The following is a 17,331-nucleotide window of genomic DNA, read 5'->3' as shown; positions in this document are numbered from 1 at the left end:
CCAGGTCATACAAAGCGAGCCGGGTACGGTAGGCCCGGACGGCAGCCTCCGGCCGCGCACGACAGGTGCGTGGCCGAGATCGACGGAGAGGGCTGGTAGGTAGCTATGGAAGAGCCGCGTCGCCTCGGCGGCCGGTACGAGCTGGGCCAGGTGCTCGGCCGCGGTGGCATGGCGGAGGTCTACCTCGCGCATGACACCCGGCTCGGCCGCACCGTGGCGGTGAAGACGCTGCGCGCGGACCTCGCGCGCGACCCGTCCTTCCAGGCCCGGTTCCGCCGGGAGGCCCAGTCGGCCGCCTCGCTCAACCATCCCGCGATCGTTGCGGTCTACGACACGGGCGAGGACTACATCGACGGGGTCTCCATCCCGTACATCGTGATGGAGTACGTCGACGGATCCACGCTCCGCGAGCTGCTGCACTCCGGCCGCAAGCTGCTGCCCGAGCGCGCGATGGAGATGACCATCGGCATCCTCCAGGGCCTGGAGTACGCGCACCGCAACGGCATCGTCCACCGTGACATCAAGCCGGCCAACGTCATGCTGACCCGCAACGGCCAGGTCAAGGTGATGGACTTCGGCATCGCCCGCGCCATGGGCGACGCCGGCATGACCATGACCCAGACGGCGGCGGTCATCGGTACGGCCCAGTACCTCTCGCCGGAGCAGGCGAAGGGCGAGCAGGTCGACGCCCGCTCGGACCTCTACTCGACGGGTTGCCTCCTGTACGAGCTGCTGACGGTACGGCCGCCCTTCGTGGGCGACTCCCCGGTGGCCGTGGCCTACCAGCACGTCCGCGAGGAGCCCCAGCCCCCGTCGGTCTTCGACCCCGAGATCACGCCCGAGATGGACGCGATCGTCCTCAAGGCGCTGGTCAAGGACCCGGACTACCGCTACCAGTCGGCCGACGAGATGCGCGCCGACATCGAGGCGTGCCTGGACGGCCAGCCGGTCGCGGCCACGGCCTCGATGGGCGCGGTGGGCTACGGCGGCTACCCCGACGACCAGCCGACGACCGCCCTGCGCCAGGAGGCGGGCGCGGGAGCGACCACCATGCTCCCGCCGATGAACCCGGACGACGGCGGCTACGGCTACGACGACCGCCCGGACCGCCGCCGCCAGCAGAAGAAGTCCAACACCTCCACGATCCTGCTGGTGGTCGCGGGTCTGCTGGTGCTGGTCGGCGCGATCCTGATCGGCAAGTGGGCGTTCGGCGGCAAGGGCAACGACCAGTCGTTCAAGGCCCCGAACTTCGTCGGCCACACCTACGCCGAGGCCCAGAAGATGGCGGAGAACTCCGACCTGAAGCTGGGCACGCCCACCCGCAAGGCGTGCGCGGACCAGCCGAAGAACAACGTCTGCGAGCAGGACCCCACGGCGGGCACGGACGTCAACAAGGGCGACACGATCACCCTGGTGGTGTCGACGGGCGCGCCGAAGGTCACGGTGCCGGACGTGCTCGGTGCCCAGTACGCCGATGCCGAGGCCCAGCTCAAGGCGAAGGGCTTCCAGGTCGAGAAGAAGACCGAGGTGTCGGACCGCACACCCGGCGTGGTGACCGCCCAGGACCCGAAGGGCGGCGTCAAGAAGGAGAAGGGCTGGACGATCAAGCTCACGGTCGCCAAGGCCGAGGAGAAGATCGCTGTCCCCGACGTCACCGGCAAGTCCTGTGACGAGGCGAAGGCCGAGCTGACGGCGAAGGGCCTGGTGCCGTCCTGCGCCGACACCCCGGTCACCGACCCCGCCCAGAACGGCAAGGTGCAAAGCACCAATCCGCCGGCGGGCCAGCCGGTGGTCAAGAACACCAACGTGGTGATCAACGTCGGCAAGGCCGAGCAGCAGCAGAAGACTCAGGTCCCGGACGTCCGTGGCCGCACGGTCGCCGTGGCCCGGCAGATCCTGAACGCCGCCGGCTTCACGAACATCCAGTTCGCCCAGGGCAGCGACAGCAGCGACACCGCGTTCGTCGCCGACCAGGACCCGAAGCAGAACCAGCAGGTCGACGACCCGGCCGCCACCACGATCACCCTGACGACCGTGGGCTTCGGCGGCGGGAACGGCAACGGCAACAACGGCGGCCCCGACATCATCGGCGGTAACAACGGCTGACGGCCTCCCGGCCACTACGCGTGGGCCCCTGCCGGGACATCCCGGCAGGGGCCCACGCCGTTCCGGCGCCGGTTCAGCGCAGCTCCTCCGGCGGGGTGCGCTTGCTGTCGACCTTCTCCACGCGGACCAGTTCGCCCCACACCACGTACCGGTAGCGGGAGGTGTAGACGGGGGTGCAGGTCGTCAAGGTGATGTAGTGGCCCGGCTTCTTCCTGCCGGACTCCTTGGGGACCGACGTCAGCACCTTGACGTTGTACTTCGAGGTCTCGGGGAGGATCGAGTAGACCTTGTAGACGTACCAGTCGTCGCGGGTCTCGAAGACGATCGGGTCGCCTTCCTCCAGCTTGTCGATGTTGTGGAACTTGGCGCCGTGGCCGTCCCGATGGGCGGCGAGGGTGAAGTTGCCGTCCTTGCCCGTTATCGGGAGGGTCGCCTTGACCGGGTCCGTGTAGTAGCCGGCCACACCGTCGTTGAGGACGTCCGCGCCCGTGCCCTTCTCGACCAGCACCTCGCCGTTCCCCATCGCCGGCACGTGCAGGAACCCGATGCCCTCCTTGGTGTCGAGCGCGCCGGGGCCGGAGTCCTTCTCCCGCGCCCAGTGTTCGCGGACCTTGTCGGCCTGCCGGTCGGCCTTGCGGTCCGCTATCACGTTCGTCCACCACAGCGAGTAGACGACGAACAGGCCGAGCAACACGCCCACCGTGATGAGGAGTTCCCCGAAGACGCTGACCGCCAGCGCGATCCGGCCGGGGCGCCGGCGCCGGGGAGCCGGATCCGGTTCCGGTTCGGAGGCGTCCGTGGTCTCTTCGGTCTCGTCGGCGGTCGCTGCCACAGTTCCTCTGCCCTTACTCGATGAGCCCTACTCGATGAGCGCGTCCGGCTTGCCCTTGCTGCGCGGGCGTTCCTGGACCATCTTGCCCCAGACGATCAACCGGTACTTGCTGGTGAACTCCGGCGTGCAGGTGGTCAGGGTGATGTAGCGCCCGGGCTCGGTGAAGCCGGAGCCCGGCGGAACGGGGTCCAGCACGCCCGTGTTGGACGGCGCCGTCACCGGAAGCATCGAGGTCACCTTGTACACGAAGTACGTGTCCTGCGTCTCGACCACGACCGCGTCGCCGGCCTTGAGCCGGTTGATGTACCGGAACGGCTCACCGTGCGTGTTGCGGTGCGCCGCGAGACCGAAGTTGCCGGTCTTCGCGTCGGGCATCGCCGTCTTCAGCGGGGCCTCGCCGTAGTGCCCGACCATGCCCTTGTCGAGCACCTTCTTGTTGCTGACGCCCTCCGCGATGGGCGCCACCACGTCCAGCTTCGGGATGTGCAGGATGGCGAAGCCCTGCCCCGGCTCGAAGACCCCCGGGTTCCGCTTGCCGCTGGCCCAGTCGTCCTGGAGCTGGTGCGTCTCCCGGCCGGCCTGCGCGTGCGCGCGGACGTTGGTCCACCACAGCTGGTAGGTGACGAACAGCAGCATCAGCACGCCGGTGGTGATGAACACCTCGCCGATCGCCCGGCTCGCGACGGTCGCCGGGCTCGGCTTGCGCAGCCGCGCCTGCCGCCGGGCCTCCACCCGGGTCAGGGGCCGCTGCGGATCCCGCTGGGCCGGGCCGGACGCCGCCTCCCGGGCACCACCGCCGTGCCGCCCCCCGCCACGCCGCTTGGCGGCCTTTCTCCGGGCCGCACGGCCGCCCGGTGTGACTCCGGTGGCCGCAGAGGCCGATGAGGCCGCAGAGGCTCGTCTGGGACCGCGCCCCGAGCCGTACCCCGCGGGCCCCGGGATCCGCAGCGCCACCGTCTCCTCGTCGACGACGGGCAACGGAACCGTGAAATCCTCCGCGTGCGACCGCGCACCGCCGGAGGACTCGTACGGGCTTCCGCCGCCGTACAGGTCCTCGCGCTCGGGGCGCAGCGCGGTCACGCCGTGGCCCTGCCCACCACCGGGGCCAGCCCCGCCGACCTCGCCACGGCACCCTGGTCGCCGCACTCCACCAGCCAGTTGGCCAGCATCCGGTGACCGTGCTCGGTCAGCACCGACTCGGGGTGGAACTGCACTCCCTCGACCAGGAGTTCACGGTGGCGCAGGCCCATGATGATCCCGTCGTGGGTCCGGGCGGTCACTTCCAGCTCGGCCGGGACCGTGGCCGGCTCCGCGGCGAGCGAGTGGTAGCGGGTCGCGGTGAACGGGGAGGGCAGGCCCGCGAAGACGCCCTTGCCCCCGTGCTCGACCAGCGAGGTCTTGCCGTGCAGCAGCTCGGGCGCCCGGTCGACCACACCGCCGTACGCCACCTGCATCGACTGCATGCCGAGGCAGACGCCGAAGACCGGGACCCCGGTGGCCGCGCAGTGCCGGACCATGTCCACGCACACGCCCGCCTCCTCCGGCGTACCGGGGCCGGGCGAGAGCAGCACGCCGTCGAAGCCGTCCTGGGCGTGCGAGGTCGACACCTCGTCGTTGCGCAGGACCTCGCACTCGGCGCCCAGCTGGTACAGGTACTGGACGAGGTTGAAGACGAAGCTGTCGTAGTTGTCGACGACGAGAATCCGCGCACTCACTGGTTGTCCACCGTCACATCGTTGAAGGGCAGCAGCGGCTCGGCCCACGGGAAGACGTACTGGAAGAGTATGTAGACCACGGCCAGGACCAGTACGAGCGAGACGAGCGCCTTCACCCACGCGTTCCCCGGCAGATGCCGCCAGATCCAGCCGTACATGCCGTCCCTTCCGTATCCGCTACGGCACCAGACCCACGCCGTACGTCACCAGACTAACGGCGCAGGGCCCTCGGTTCGCCTGCCTCCACAGGCTGTGTGGAATCCAGATGCGCCCAGACGATCAGCCGGTGGCTGTGCCCCCACTCCGGATCGCACGTGGTCAGCGTCAGATACCGGCCCGGACGGGTGTACCCGGACTTACGGGGGACAGGGTCGATCACCTCGACGTCGGTGGGGACCGTTTTGTAGGGCCCTTTGTCGATCCGATACGTGAACCAGGTCGTCCCGTCCGTGAGCACGACCGCGTCACCCGGCCGCAGCCCGGGGAAGTCCTTGAAGGGGTCGCCGTACGTCCGCCGGTGCCCGGCGACCGCGAAGTTGCCCTTCTGGCCGAGTTGCGCGGTCCCCCGATAGTGGGCGAGTCCCTTGGCCAGCACGTCACGGCCGGTGCCCTCCAGCACCGGTTTGTTCCACGTGGAACCGAGCCGCGGGATGTACATGATCGCGAAGGGCCTGCCGTCGCGGTACGGCGCCGGTCTGGTCGCGGACACCGTCCGCTCGCCCGGCGGGTCCGTCCGCCGCACGCTGCCCTGCGACCACTGCCGGTGCAGCTGGTCGATCTGGTCGCTCATCGCGCCGTCGGCCCGCACGCCCGTCCAGAACAGCACGTAGACGACGAAGAGCACGATGAGGGTGCCGAGGGTGATGCACAGTTCGCTGACGGACCTGACGATCACACGCACCGGCGGCTCCCGGACGGACGTCTACTCCACTGGCTTCGCGTAGTGCAGATCCACTGTGCCGGAGTAGCCGGGAAGAGTCACCGTCCCGTCGTCGGTGACTTTCCAGCCGAGGCCGTAGACGTTGACGTACACCATGTAGGTCTGGATCGCCTTGCTGTCGGCGAGCGCCTGCTTCAGCCGCTCCGGGTCCCCGACCGCCGTGATCTTGTACGGCGGCGAGTAGACGCGGCCCTGGAGGATCAGGGTGTTGCCGACGCAGCGCACCGCGCTGGTGGAGATCAGCCGCTGGTCCATGACCTTGATGCCCCGCGCGCCGCCCTGCCACAGGGCGTTCACCACGGCCTGGAGGTCCTGCTGGTGGATGACCAGGTAGTCGGGCTGCGGCTCGGGGTAGCCGGGGAGCTTGGCGGTGGCGCCCGGCGGGGCGTCGTTCAGGGTGACGGTGACCGCCTTGCCGGTCAGCTTCCGGGTGCCCGCCTCCCCCTCCAGCCCGCCGAGCTTCTCGTCCTCGGCCTTGGTGCTGCCGTCGTCGCTCTCGGCGAGCGACTCCACGCTGTCGCGCAGGGTCGCGTTGGACTCGTCCAGCTCCTTGTTCTTGCGGCTGCGCTGCTGGATCAGGTCGGACAGCTTCAGCAGGGAGCCGTCCTGGCGGATGTCGGTGCCCTTGGCCGTGTTGAAGCTGGTGAAGAAGATGAGCCCGGCGAGGGCGAAGACGGCCGCGGTGAGTATCCGCACGGGCCGCAGACGCAGCCTGCGGACCGGGCCGGAGCCCGTTGCTCCCGTCCCGGGGGAGTCGGCAGAATTGCTCAACGTACCCTTATCTCCTTCGGCGCCACGGAAGCACTACGCTAACGGACGCCCGGGGGAGCACACAGAGTCGTCATGGCGGCCCTTTGTACGCTGCCCCGAGTCCGCCCCAGTTACCTGCGCGGCCACGCAGCGCATCGACAGGAGAGACCCTCGTGCCGAAGTCACGTATCCGCAAGAAGGCCGACTACACGCCGCCGGCGGCGAGGCAGGCGCAGGCCATCAAGCTCACCAACCGGGCATGGGTCGCGCCGGTCATGCTGGCCATGTTCCTCGTCGGCCTGGCCTGGATCGTCGTCTTCTACGTGACCGACGGCTCGCTGCCGGTCGACAGCCTGGACAACTGGAACATCGTGGTCGGATTCGGCTTCATCGCCGCCGGCTTCGGTGTCTCCACGCAATGGAAGTAGCGGTGGAGCCGGCTGGGCGGAATTAGCTCTGCCCAGGGCTATCCACTGAGTTATCCACAGCTGTTTTCCACAGTGGGGAAAAAGAACGACGATCTGTGGATAACCCGTTGGGTGTTGACGCCGGTGTGACTGGCCCGCCACCCCTCAGACACGCGTTCGCCCCCTGTCCGACCTGCGGAAACACATCCGAGCGACAGGGGGCACAGCTGTGCCCGCACCGTGTGCACAAGATCCGCCACACGCTGTGGACAACGGTTCGGTATCGGTGTGTTCCCGTGCCCGTCAGGTGAGCTGAGCGGTTCTCACCAGCACCATGGCCACGGCCAGGAGCAGGACGACGGCACAGGTGCCGTACTGCACCAGCGACCGCTTCTCCCGCGGGGCGTGGACCATCGCGTACCCGGTGATCACACCCGCGACGAGGCCGCCGATGTGCGCCTCCCAGGAGATGTGCATCGACGGGTTGAAGGTGAAGATCAGGTTGATCACCAGCAGGGCGATGACCGGCCGCATGTCGTAGTTGAGCCGGCGCATCAGCACGGCGGTGGCACCGAAGAGGCCGAAGATCGCACCCGAGGCGCCGAGGGAGAAGGTCGTCGGGGGTTCGAGCAGGTACGTGAGCGCGCCGCCGGCCAGCCCGGAGACGACGTAGACCGCCAGATAGCGGGCCCGGCCGAGGGCCGCCTCCAGCGGGCCGCCGATCCACCACAGGCTCAGCATGTTGAAGCCGATGTGCCAGTACTCCTGGTGCGCGAACATCGACGTCACGAAGCGGTACCACTCGCCGCCGGCGACACCCGAGACCGGCGCGAACGGCTTCGGGGGCCAGGCGCCGTAGAGCAGCAGGTGGTCCAGGAGGGAGCTGTCGGCCTGGATCGCGATGAACACCGCGAGGTTGATCCCGATCAGGATCTTGGTGAGCAGGCGGGGGTCGGCCGTGACCGTGCCGCCGGTGATCGTGCGCGGCCGGGAAGCCGTCGGGGCGTGTCCCGTACCGGAGCCGCCGCGGACGCAGTCCGGGCACTGGAAGCCGACCGAGGCGCTGACCATGCACTCGGGGCAGATGGGCCGATCACAGCGGGTGCAGCGCACGCCGGTCTCGCGGTCCGGGTGCCGGTAGCACACGGGCACGCTGCGGGCGTCCTGCGCGCTCCCTGCGGCCTGGTCCATCAGATCCCCTCGCTCCTCGTGTCCCTGTCGACGCCACTATCCTGCCCTGCTCATCCATACGGACGAGCAGGGCGTCCGGTTCCCGTGCCGCTCAGCCCTCGCGCGTCTCGATGACCACCGTCTCGAGGACGATGTCGTCGAGCGGGCGGTCGTTGCGTCCGGTCGGCACGCGTGCGATGGCGTCGACGACCTTGCGGCCGGCCGGGCAGGCGACCTCGCCGAAGATGGTGCGCTTGCCGTTCAGCCAGGTGCTCGGGGTGACGGTGATGAAGAACTGCGAGCCGTTGGTGCCGGGCCCCGCGTTGGCCATGGCCATGAGATACGGGTGGTCGAAGGCCAGGTCCGGGTGGCACTCGTCCTCGAAGCCGTAGCCGGGGCCGCCGAGGCCGTTGCCCAGGGGGTCCCCGCCCTGGATCATGAAGCCGCCGATGACGGCGTGGAAGACCGTGCCGTCGTACAGCGGGTTTCTGCTCTTCTCACCGGTGCGGGGGTGGGTCCACTCGCGTTCGCCGCGGGCCAGCTCGACGAAGTTTCTGACCGTGACGGGAGCGTGGAACGGGAAGAGCCGGACCTCGATGTCGCCGAGGGTCGTCTTCAGGGTGGCATACAGCTGCTCGGCCACGATCCGCCTTCCGTTGTCGTCCGCCGCGACACTTCGATCCTTCCACGGTCCCGCCTGCGCGTCTGCGGGCGGCCAGGACTTGTGGCGGGCGGGGAGCGCGACCCGGCGATTCGTGGCAGGGTCGACGTCAGGCCCCTGTTGCCCGCAATCACGGCGAAGGGAGCGATCGGCACCCATATGCCCGCCCGCGCGTGCCGCACCGGCCACCGGCAGGCATGATCCGTAAAAGGGTGGAAAGTCGAAATACCGTACGCCACCGAGGAGGAGGAACCCGTGACCCGCATCGAGAGCGTGCGCGCCGCGACCGGCTCGGCGAAGGACAGCGTGCTGCACGCCGCGGAAGCGGTGGCGCCCTACGCCGACACGGCCATGGAGCGTGCCGCGCACTACGCGCAGGAGGCACGCGTACGGCTGGCGCCCGTGGTGTCGCAGGCCGCCGGACAGGCCCGCGAACAGTACGACGCCCGGCTCGCCCCGCGCCTGGAGCAGGCTCTTGCCCATGTGCCGCCGAAGGTGGACCATGCCGCGCACGAGGCCGCCGTCCGCACCCGCAAGGCCGCCCGGCAGGCGGCCGAGTACTCGCGTCCGAGGATCGAGCAGGCCGTGGCCGCGGCCGCTCCGGTGCGCGACGAGGCCGCCGCGCGCGGTGCCGCCGCCATGGCCGCGCTGCGCGGTCAGGTCTCGGCGCAGGACATCCAGAAGCTGGCCCGGCGGAACCGGCGGCGGTGCCGGGCCGGGCGCGCCGTGAAGGCGCTCGCGCTGCTGGGTGTGCTGGCGGGCGGTGCCTTCGCGGCCTGGAAGTGGTGGGACAAGCAGGCCAACCCCGACTGGCTGGTCGAGCCTCCCGCGGCGACGGAGGTCCCCGACGGGCCCCGCATCACGGCCGTCGACGGCACCGACGCGTCCGGCCTGGACCCCGAGGTCCAGGCCAAGCAGGCGGAGGAGGACGCGGCCGACCGCGACGACCAGTCCTGAGTCCGCAGCTCCGCGTCACCGCGTGGGCGCTCGGTCGCTGTGCAGGAACAGGGCGCTGGTGAGGAGGCCGAGGAGCACGAGCGCGGCGTTCACGCCGATCGCGACCTTCAGGCCGCCGAGCATGGCCGGGACTGCGGTTCCGGTCATGGCGGCGGTGACGACGGCGCTCATGATCGGCGTGCCCATCGTGATGCCGACCTGCTGGGTCATGGTGGCGAGGCCGGTGGCCAGGCCCTGTTCGTGATCGGGCAGACCCGTCGTGGCGGTGACCATGAAGCCCACGATGACGAGCATGTTGCCGACACCGCCGAGGAAGCTGGCGGCCAGCATCAGCCACATCCACGAGCGGTCCGCGCCGAGGCCGAGCAGGGCCGCGGTGAACACGGTCTGCAGGATTCCGCCCACGATCAGCGTCCGCTTGCTGCCGGTCTTCCCGATGATCTTCGGCGCCGTGATGCCGCCGGTGACCGTTCCCAGGCCGAGGACGCCGAAGGACAGGCCGGCGGTGAGCGCGGAGAAGCCGAGCACGTCCTGGAGGTAGAGGGTCAGCGGGAAGACCAGGGAGCACTCGGTGAGGAACGCGATCAGACCGGCGACGTTGCCCCAGGCCACGGACCGCTTGCGGAGCACGCCGAGCGGCACCAGCGGAGCGGACACCTTGCTCTCGACGGCGTAGAACACCAGCAGCAGGACCACGCCCGCCGCCAGCGACACCAGGGTGGTCGCCGAGGTCCAGCCCTTCTCGCCCGCCTGGGTGAGCCCGAAGATGACGGCCAGCAGGCCGAGCGTGACGCTGATGGCGCCGGGCAGGTCCAGCGTGGGGCGCTCGTCGGGCCGGGACTCCCTGATGACCGTCGGGGCGACGAGCAGCACGGCGAGGGCGACGGGCACGTTGATGAAGAACGCCCACCGCCACGACAGCAGGTCGGTCAGCACGCCGCCGAGGACGGCGCCGGTGGTGAAACCGCTGGACATCAGTGCCCCGTTGAGGCCGAGCGCCTTCTGGCGCAGCGGGCCCTCCGGGAACGAGGTCGTCATCAGCGACAGCGCGGCAGGGGTCACGGCGGCGGTGGCCAGGCCCTGGAAGACGCGGGCCGCGATCAGCATCTCCGGGTTCCGCGCCAGCCCGCCGACGAGCGAGGCCGCGCTCAGGACCACGAGGCCGCCGAGGAACAGCCGGCGCCGGCCGAACAGGTCCGCGACCCGGCCGAAGAGCAGGGTGAAGCCCGCCGCGCACAGCGCGAACGCGGTGGCGATCCACTGCAGGTGCGCCAGCGGGAAGCCCAGGTCCCCGCCGATCACGGGCAGCGCCACGTTCAGGATGGCGAAGTCCACGGCGAGCATGAACTGCGTGGCGAGCAGCAGTACCAGTACCAGCCGGAGCCGGGGGGTGAGCACGGCCGGTGCCGCGTCGGCGACGGAGCCGGGAGCGGTACCGGCCGCCTCCGTATCGGTGACAGACATGACGTCGGGTCCTTTTCCTCAAGGTTCCTGACGCGCGGCGCACTCGGTCGCGTCACGCGCGGTTTCGGAAAAGAGGCTCGTCGGCGCCGGGATCCCCAGCCAGAACCCTGTCGTGCACAGCCGGCACGAGGGTAGTCATTCCAGCACCACCCTCAAGGCTTCCGGCCCTCGGGACCAGCGCGCATCATGGGAGGTCCGTGGGCACAGCCTGTCGCAGTCCGCCGACCTGGAGACATGAATGGACGCCTCGTCCGAGCTGGGAGACTTCCTCAAGTCGCGCCGCGCCGCGCTGCGGCCCGAGGACGTCGGCATCACCCCGCACCCGACCCGCCGCCGCGTCACGGGACTGCGCCGCGAGGAGCTGGCGATGCTCGCGGGCGTCAGCATCACCCACTACACCCGCCTCGAACAGGGCCGCACCACCGGCGTCTCCGACGGCCTGCTGGAGGCCATCGCGCGCACCCTGCGCCTCACCGACGACGAGACGGCCCACCTGTTGGACCTCGCCCGCCCCACGACCGCGTCGTCCCGCTCCGCACCGCCCCGGGTGGCGTACGCCAGCGCCTCGGCCCGGCAGTTGCTGGCGGCCATGACCGACGTGCCGGCCCTCGTCATGGACCGGCGGGGCGACGTCCTCGCGTGGAACCAGCTGGGCCACGCGCTGCTCGCCGGACACCTGGCGCCCGAGAGCCCCGACACGCCCGCCACCCGCCCCAACCTGACGCGGATGCTGTTCCTGGACGAGCAGTACCGGGACCTGTACGCGAACTGGTACGACCAGGCCCAACTCGCCGTGGCCTCCCTGCGCCTGGTCGCCGGCCGCCACCGCGACGACCGCTCCCTGGCCGAGCTGGTCGGTCAGCTCTGCATGAACTGCGACGAGTTCGCCTCTCTGTGGGCCCGGCACCCGGTACGCACGTGCACCTCCGGGGTGAAGCAGCTGCGTCACCCCCTGGTCGGTGCGATGGAGCTCAGCTTCGAGAACCTCGTCCTCCCCGGCACCTCGGGCCAACGCATGATCGCCTATACGGCCGAGTCGGGCTCGTCGTCGGAGGCGGCACTGCGGCTCCTGGGGAGTCTTTCCTGCGCTCAGTGGCGTGGGCGGCTGAACCAGGCCACGCCGTCCTTCTGAGCCATGAAGACGATCAGCAGGACGCCGACGGCCAGTTCTGCGAGGGCTGCCATGACGATGGCGGCGGGGGCGATGCCGGCGGTGAGGCCGAGAGTGAGGGTGCCGGCCGCGCAGAGCCAGGCGCCGTAGACGATCGTGCCGATGCGGAGGGCGTTGCCGCCCTTGCCGAACCGGGCGGCGAGAACGAGCGCGAGGGCGGCGAAGGTGGCACCTGAGAGCATCCCGGACTGCGCCATGCCCCTCTGCGCTGCCGCCTCCTGCTCCGCCTCGTGGACGGCGGGGGCCATGAGCCCCGAAGATCCGCTGTAGGGGGCGAGGGCGTTCTGCGCTGCCTCGGCCTGAGCGAGCGCGGCCAGACCCAGAACGACCAGAAGGCCCGCCAGGAGGAACAGGACGATGCGAGCCGCCTTGACCTGCTGCGGCATGTTCAGGGAGGCGGCGGCGTACCCCGGCTGTCGCACGTACCCGAAGCCGGGCGAGATCTGAGGCCGCGGTGGGTGACGCGGCGGGGGCGGCATGTACGGGACGCCGGTTCCCGGCTGTCGGCGCGGAAGGCTGCTCTGCTCGGGCTCGGGGCGAAGTGACTCGTTCATGCGGATCGTTCTCCCTCGGTCTTGGAGTGGCGGGTCAGAGGGTGAGGGCTCCTGCGGTGTGGCAGAAGCCCTCACCGAACGGGCAGGGTGAGGTCACCCCGCGGCGTTCATGCGGTCAGCCGCGGCCGTCGCATGCCGTGCAGTCGCCGCTGCCGCGGCAGCTGTCGCACCACCGTCCTCAGTACGTACGGGCCTTCTCCCAGCCGCGCGCGTTGTCCAGCGTCGTCTTGAAGTAGTTCCTGGGCGGGACGCCCTGACCGTCGGGCAGGTGCTTGCCGCTGAGGGCGGGGCTGTACTTGCGGAAGATCGCGATCGACTTCGTGAGGCAGTTGTTGAAGCCGATGTCGTAGCCGTTGTTCTTCATGTTGTCGTAGGTGCGTTGCGCGGCCCTGAGGTCACCGCCGGCCGTGTTGATGCACCGGTAGGCGTCGTAGTAGCCCGCCCTGTGGTGGTCGTCCCGCTTGATGCTGCTGCGGAGGCCGTCCCAGGTGCCGCCCTTGATCCAGCTGCCGTTGTAGTCGCCGGCCGGGATGTGCGGCTTGCCCTTGTAGCCCTCGGTGGCGCCCCAGATCCAGTGGTTGGTGTTCTTCGGGTCGCGGATCGCCCAGGCGACGTGGCCGTACGTCCGGCCGGCGAACCGGGCGCCTTCCTTGTCCAGGAAGAGGCACGCCCGGCCGCCGGTGACGGCCTCGGCCGTGCCCGGGGCGACCATCGGCGCGGCGGTCGCCGTCAGCACGGCCGCGAGGAGGGTCAGGAGTGTGCGATGCTTTCGGGTCGTCGATCGGTTCATGGCAGGACTCCGTTCGGAAGTAAGTGGGTTGATGGCGCATCAGCTCGCTGCCGTCCGCCGCGATTCACTCTCCTGAATGCCGGAGGCCCGTTCCAGATCTTTCGTCCGGCAGGCACTTGCAGTGCCCTGTGCACAAGCTCTGACCTGCTGTTTCACTAGCGCAGTGCAAGCTTTGGGCGGGAGGAGAAGCCGCGGTGGGGGAACAGGGAGAGGGTTTCGAAGAGCTGGCGTACGGCCTCGTCCAGGCCCTGGACGAGTGGAGCGAGTGCCTGCACGAGGTGATGGCAGGCCCTGGGCCCTCCCGGTCGGGGCTGGTCGCTCGGTTGCGGGACGCGGAGCCGAAGATCGACAACCCTCTCCTGGGGCAGTGGCTGCTCGGCCGCGATCAGCTGCTCGGTGAGAACAAGAGATCCGGCCGCGTGCCGACGGTCCAGGACACCGCCCGGATCGTGGCGGCCTTCCGAGCCGATGCGGCGCCCCAGCGCCGGCGGCTGATGGGGATCGCCCAGCGGATCGAGTTCCACAAGGCCGAGCTGCAGAAGATCAAGGGTCATCAATGGCGCAGCGCTGTGGTCACGGCGCTCAGGGCCCCGGCGTCGGCGGCCGAGGCTGCTGCTCCTCAGGCCGTCCGGAGCGAGGACAGCGAGCAGCTCGCCGCTGGACCTACCACCCCGCCGACGGCCGCGGGCCCTGCCGGCTCTCCCGCCTCCCGCTCATGGAAGCGGCCTGCCGCCATTGCCGCGACCGTCGGCCTGCTGATCACCCTGGCGATCGCCGCGAAGGGATGGTCGGGGTCGGCCGAGCAAGGTGGTCAGGTCGGGCCTTCCGCCGGCTCGGCGACATCAGCCGCAGGAACAACACCCCGGTCCGGTGCCGCGTTGGGGGGAGACAGCCGCTGCTCTCCGCCCAAGGCCGGTCCGTCGGGTGTGCAGCTGCGCGCCTGTGCGAAGGTCGAGCGCGACCGGGTGGTTTTCGCCCTCAAGGTCGACAACCCCACGGCCACCGCCGCGCCGGTCACGGTGAAGGTGGGCGGCTTCTGGGCAGGAGCGGCGCACGTCTGCGAGCCCGGACCTGCCCTCACCCACATCACCGTCGATCCGGGGACGACATTCACCACTGATCCGGCTCACTGCGGGACGGGGCGCCAGGAGGCCCCGCTGGCCTATCAGGGGGAGGCATACATCGCCGCGGGCGACGGGCAGGAGTGGACCGGCCACGCGTGGTCTCCCCGCGCCAACGTCTACTCGGACCGGGAAACCCAGTGGCGGTGCGGTGGCGACGTACCGTGCTAGAAGCGTGGCGCAAAGGGCGAGGGCTGCCACAGCGGGCAGGATCGTCCCATGCCGCACTCCTGGCCCAGCCATCTCGATGTCGGGGCGGTCCGCTTCGCGCGGCCGACCGCGAAGTACGACGAGGTCCTCGTCTTCTACCGTGACGTCCTCGGCCTTCCGGTGCTCGCGCAATGGCGCGGCCACCAGGGCTACGACGGCGTCGTCCTCGGTCTGCCAGGTACCCGGGTGCACATGGAACTGCTGCAGCACGGCGACCCGCCCCGCATCCCCGAGCCGCATCCGGAGAACCAGTTGGTGCTCTATCTTCGGGGCCCCGAAGCCGTCGCGGTCGCCGCCCGGCGGCTCGGCGAGTTCGGGTACAGCCCGGTTCCCGCCGCGAACCCCTACTGGCCGGAACACGGCGCCGTTCTCTTCGAGGACCCGGACGGCTGGCAGGTCGTACTGGCGCCCTGGATCTTCGGCGAAGAGCCCCCACCGAGCCCCCACTGAGTCCCCGAGGAGCCCCCGAGGCGCCCCCGGTGAAGCGGTCGGCGACGGTCTCGACGCGGGCCGGATTTCCGGTCACCGGAGAACCGGAAGGAAGTCCGTCAGGTAGGGCGGCGATCGCTTGCGGGAAAGGTGGGGCCTCATTACGGTCGAGCGTGTTCGTAGAAGTTTTGACGTAACGCAGGGCAGCAGTCGGGACTCTGAGGGGTCGTCGGTGGTGGGTACGCCGGCGTCGGGTTCCTGTCTGTCGAACACAGTCCGTGGGGGGAAATATGAGGATCATGTCCGCAGGGCTCGTCGAGGCCGCCGTGGCGGGGGAACCCGACTGAGTCGTCGTCCCCTCCTCCCACCTCGATCAACAGGGCTCGAGTCGGGAGGAAGGGCGTTTCTGTCACGCCTCCTTCGGCGCAGGACCGACGCGGGCGCCCCGCTCGGCGAAGGAGACGACGAAGCTCTTCAGCGCCGTCAGGTCGGCGGCCTCGTCACCTGCCTCCAGGCACAGTCGGCTGAGCTGCGGCATCACCATCGGCCAGGCACCCAGCCCGATCAAGGTCAGCAGCAGGCGTCCGCTGTCGTCCTCGGAGCAGTCGGCGCTCTCCGCCAGGGCCTTGGCCGCGACCGCGTACCAGGAGGCCCGGCCGGAGGTGTCGGCGGTTCCGAGATGCCCTTCCTGCAGGCCTTCGAACATGAGCAGTCGGAGCAGGGTGGGGTCGTTGCGGTGGTAGTCGAAGATCCGGCCCACGTAGTCGCCGATTGAGCCCTCGCCCGGACGTACCTCCCGGACGAGTTCACTCATCGCCTCGGCGACAACGGCCCTGAACAGGCCCTCCTTGCTGTCGAAGTGTCCATAGATCCGTTCCTTGTTGACGCCTGCCCGCTCCGCGATGCGGTTCACCCGCGCTCCGGCGATGCCGTAGCTGCTGAACTCCACCCGCGCGGCGTCCAGGAGTCGGCGCTTGGTCGTTTCCGTGCTTCCAGCCATGTGACCACTGTATCGACTTAGGCATCCAACCGGTTGGTTGACTACAACCGATGCGCATGCAAGGATCTCCAACCAACAGGTTGGATGGCTCTGCCGACGCAGCCGGAGCCTCCCTGTCCCTCTCGTTCTTGACCGTCGCCGACGGCAAGAGTCCAAGGCCGGACGCACCGCGGCACCGGTCTGCCTCCACCGAACGTCCCAACGGAAAGGCCATCAGGCACGTGAAGATCGCAATCTCAGGTACGTACTCGGCCGGCAAGACGTCGACGGTCATGGCCCTGTCCCGCTACACCGGGGTCCCGCGCACCCTGGCCCGCACCATCCGGGAGATCCTCCCCGAGGCGGTGCCCGGCAAGGCCCTCGCCGAGGTCACGCCGGCGGAGTTCCTCCAGCTGATGCTGCGCCGGCACACGGGGCGGGTCGCGGCGGAGGCCGTGCTCGGCGATCACTTCATCTCCGACGGCTCCTCGCTGCAGGAGTGGCTGTACGGCGCGGGCCGCGTCATGCACGGGATGAACCCGAACGCCACCGCGGACAACGCGGGCGGCCGCGCGGTCGTGCAGGAGGCGGAGATGGAGTTCTTCGCCAAGGTCGTCGACCAGTACGCCATCGCGCTGAAGCAGCACGTGAAGGACACCTACGACGCGTACGTCCACCTGGAGCACGAGCTCCCGATCGCCGCGGACGGCCACCGGCCGATGAACGAGGGCTTCCGGGCGACGATCGACAAGATGCTGCTGCAGACGCTGGACGAGCTGGAGATCCCGTACCACATCATCCGGGGCACCATGCCGGAGCGACTGACGCGGATCTGCGAGCTGTTCGACCTCAAGCCCGTGATGAGCATGGACGAGGCCCTGGAACTGTCCCGCCAGGACTACGCGGCCCAGGACTTCCGCCTGGAGACGGAGCGCGTCGCGCAGGCCGCCTGAGCGGCAGCGCCCGCGGCTCCCACCCCCCTGACCACGTCCACGTTCCTTTCCCGGAGGCACTCGCCATGTCCAAGAAGCCGTCCGTCGTCATCGCCTACTACTCCGGCTTCGGCCACACCGAC

Annotated in this window: 19 protein-coding genes; 7 read left to right on the top strand and 12 right to left on the bottom strand. The window is 69.7% G+C overall.

Features of this window, described 5'->3' with window-relative positions:
• Window positions 1-105: 105 nt before the first annotated feature.
• Window positions 106-2,106, top strand: a complete 2,001-nt coding sequence (pknB, locus tag ABZ937_RS13350) for a Stk1 family PASTA domain-containing Ser/Thr kinase (RefSeq protein ID WP_361690255.1) — start codon at window positions 106-108, stop codon at window positions 2,104-2,106.
• Window positions 2,107-2,179: 73 nt separating this feature from the next.
• On the opposite strand, the gene ABZ937_RS13345 is transcribed toward pknB, so the two are convergent.
• The 6 genes from ABZ937_RS13345 to ABZ937_RS13320 are packed head-to-tail and all read right to left on the bottom strand — an operon-like array spanning window position 2,180 to window position 6,364.
• The gene (locus ABZ937_RS13345; protein ID WP_361690252.1) at window positions 2,180-2,938 is read right to left on the bottom strand and encodes a class E sortase; all 759 of its coding nucleotides are present in this window, start codon (window positions 2,936-2,938) and stop codon (window positions 2,180-2,182) included.
• A gap of 27 nt (window positions 2,939-2,965) precedes the next feature.
• The gene (locus tag ABZ937_RS13340; protein ID WP_361690249.1) at window positions 2,966-4,018 is read right to left on the bottom strand and encodes a class E sortase; all 1,053 of its coding nucleotides are present in this window, start codon (window positions 4,016-4,018) and stop codon (window positions 2,966-2,968) included.
• Window positions 4,015-4,653: an aminodeoxychorismate/anthranilate synthase component II gene (locus ABZ937_RS13335; protein ID WP_361690246.1), complete on the bottom strand. Its 639-nt coding sequence runs from the start codon at window positions 4,651-4,653 to the stop codon at window positions 4,015-4,017. The genes ABZ937_RS13340 and ABZ937_RS13335 overlap by 4 nt, the downstream gene beginning before the upstream one ends.
• Window positions 4,650-4,811, bottom strand: a complete 162-nt coding sequence (locus ABZ937_RS13330; RefSeq protein ID WP_361690243.1) for a hypothetical protein — start codon at window positions 4,809-4,811, stop codon at window positions 4,650-4,652. Before ABZ937_RS13330 ends, ABZ937_RS13335 begins: the two co-directional genes overlap by 4 nt.
• Window positions 4,812-4,864: 53 nt before the next feature.
• The gene (locus ABZ937_RS13325; RefSeq protein WP_361690240.1) at window positions 4,865-5,554 is read right to left on the bottom strand and encodes a class E sortase; all 690 of its coding nucleotides are present in this window, start codon (window positions 5,552-5,554) and stop codon (window positions 4,865-4,867) included.
• Window positions 5,555-5,575: 21 nt separating this feature from the next.
• Window positions 5,576-6,364 carry a DUF881 domain-containing protein gene (locus ABZ937_RS13320; RefSeq protein ID WP_361690237.1) on the bottom strand — a complete coding sequence of 263 codons (789 nt, stop codon included), beginning with the start codon at window positions 6,362-6,364 and terminating at the stop codon, window positions 5,576-5,578.
• A 152-nt stretch (window positions 6,365-6,516) separates the two neighbouring features.
• Here ABZ937_RS13320 and crgA point away from each other — a divergent pair, with 152 nt between their 5' ends.
• Window positions 6,517-6,771: a cell division protein CrgA gene (gene crgA / locus ABZ937_RS13315; RefSeq protein WP_361690234.1), complete on the top strand. Its 255-nt coding sequence runs from the start codon at window positions 6,517-6,519 to the stop codon at window positions 6,769-6,771.
• 282 nt (window positions 6,772-7,053) lie between these two features.
• On the opposite strand, the gene ABZ937_RS13310 is transcribed toward crgA, so the two are convergent.
• The gene (locus tag ABZ937_RS13310) at window positions 7,054-7,941 is read right to left on the bottom strand and encodes a rhomboid family intramembrane serine protease (RefSeq protein WP_361690231.1); all 888 of its coding nucleotides are present in this window, start codon (window positions 7,939-7,941) and stop codon (window positions 7,054-7,056) included.
• A gap of 91 nt (window positions 7,942-8,032) precedes the next feature.
• On the bottom strand, window positions 8,033-8,563 hold the full coding sequence (locus tag ABZ937_RS13305) for a peptidylprolyl isomerase (RefSeq protein ID WP_361690228.1): 531 nt from the start codon (window positions 8,561-8,563) through the stop codon (window positions 8,033-8,035).
• Window positions 8,564-8,836: 273 nt separating this feature from the next.
• On the opposite strand from ABZ937_RS13305, the gene ABZ937_RS13300 reads away from it, so the two are divergent.
• Window positions 8,837-9,538 (top strand): DUF5324 family protein, encoded by a 702-nt coding sequence (locus tag ABZ937_RS13300; RefSeq protein WP_361690225.1) that lies wholly within the window; start codon window positions 8,837-8,839, stop codon window positions 9,536-9,538.
• A gap of 15 nt (window positions 9,539-9,553) precedes the next feature.
• Here the strand turns inward: ABZ937_RS13300 and ABZ937_RS13295 are convergent, their stop codons facing one another.
• Entirely contained in the window at window positions 9,554-11,002 is a 1,449-nt protein-coding gene (locus tag ABZ937_RS13295; RefSeq protein ID WP_361690223.1) for an MFS transporter, read from the bottom strand.
• 238 nt (window positions 11,003-11,240) lie between these two features.
• Here ABZ937_RS13295 and ABZ937_RS13290 point away from each other — a divergent pair, with 238 nt between their 5' ends.
• The gene (locus ABZ937_RS13290) at window positions 11,241-12,134 is read left to right on the top strand and encodes a helix-turn-helix transcriptional regulator (protein ID WP_361690219.1); all 894 of its coding nucleotides are present in this window, start codon (window positions 11,241-11,243) and stop codon (window positions 12,132-12,134) included.
• Here the strand turns inward: ABZ937_RS13290 and ABZ937_RS13285 are convergent.
• Both ABZ937_RS13285 and ABZ937_RS13280 read right to left on the bottom strand, forming a co-directional pair.
• The gene (locus ABZ937_RS13285; RefSeq protein ID WP_361690216.1) at window positions 12,092-12,727 is read right to left on the bottom strand and encodes a hypothetical protein; all 636 of its coding nucleotides are present in this window, start codon (window positions 12,725-12,727) and stop codon (window positions 12,092-12,094) included. The two genes, ABZ937_RS13290 and ABZ937_RS13285, sit on opposite strands and share 43 nt — an antisense overlap.
• Before the next feature lie 178 nt (window positions 12,728-12,905).
• Window positions 12,906-13,517 (bottom strand): Tat pathway signal protein, encoded by a 612-nt coding sequence (locus ABZ937_RS13280; RefSeq protein ID WP_361690213.1) that lies wholly within the window; start codon window positions 13,515-13,517, stop codon window positions 12,906-12,908.
• A 194-nt stretch (window positions 13,518-13,711) separates the two neighbouring features.
• Between ABZ937_RS13280 and ABZ937_RS13275 the strand changes: the two genes are divergently transcribed.
• Both ABZ937_RS13275 and ABZ937_RS13270 read left to right on the top strand, forming a co-directional pair.
• On the top strand, window positions 13,712-14,809 hold the full coding sequence (locus tag ABZ937_RS13275) for a hypothetical protein (RefSeq protein ID WP_361690210.1): 1,098 nt from the start codon (window positions 13,712-13,714) through the stop codon (window positions 14,807-14,809).
• A gap of 48 nt (window positions 14,810-14,857) precedes the next feature.
• On the top strand, window positions 14,858-15,298 hold the full coding sequence (locus tag ABZ937_RS13270; protein WP_361690207.1) for a VOC family protein: 441 nt from the start codon (window positions 14,858-14,860) through the stop codon (window positions 15,296-15,298).
• Between the two features lie 388 nt (window positions 15,299-15,686).
• On the opposite strand, the gene ABZ937_RS13265 is transcribed toward ABZ937_RS13270, so the two are convergent.
• Window positions 15,687-16,277, bottom strand: a complete 591-nt coding sequence (locus ABZ937_RS13265) for a TetR family transcriptional regulator (protein ID WP_361690204.1) — start codon at window positions 16,275-16,277, stop codon at window positions 15,687-15,689.
• Between the two features lie 221 nt (window positions 16,278-16,498).
• On the opposite strand from ABZ937_RS13265, the gene ABZ937_RS13260 reads away from it, so the two are divergent.
• Window positions 16,499-17,209, top strand: coding sequence for an ATP-binding protein (locus ABZ937_RS13260; protein WP_361690201.1), 711 nt, complete (start codon window positions 16,499-16,501; stop codon window positions 17,207-17,209).
• Window positions 17,210-17,331: the final 122 nt, after the last annotated feature.

Origin of the sequence: Streptomyces sp. NPDC046727, from assembly GCF_040645635.1 — a bacterium.
In the GTDB taxonomy this organism is placed as follows: Bacteria; Actinomycetota; Actinomycetes; order Streptomycetales; family Streptomycetaceae; genus Streptomyces.
This window is presented reverse-complemented; position numbering and strand designations above follow the sequence as displayed.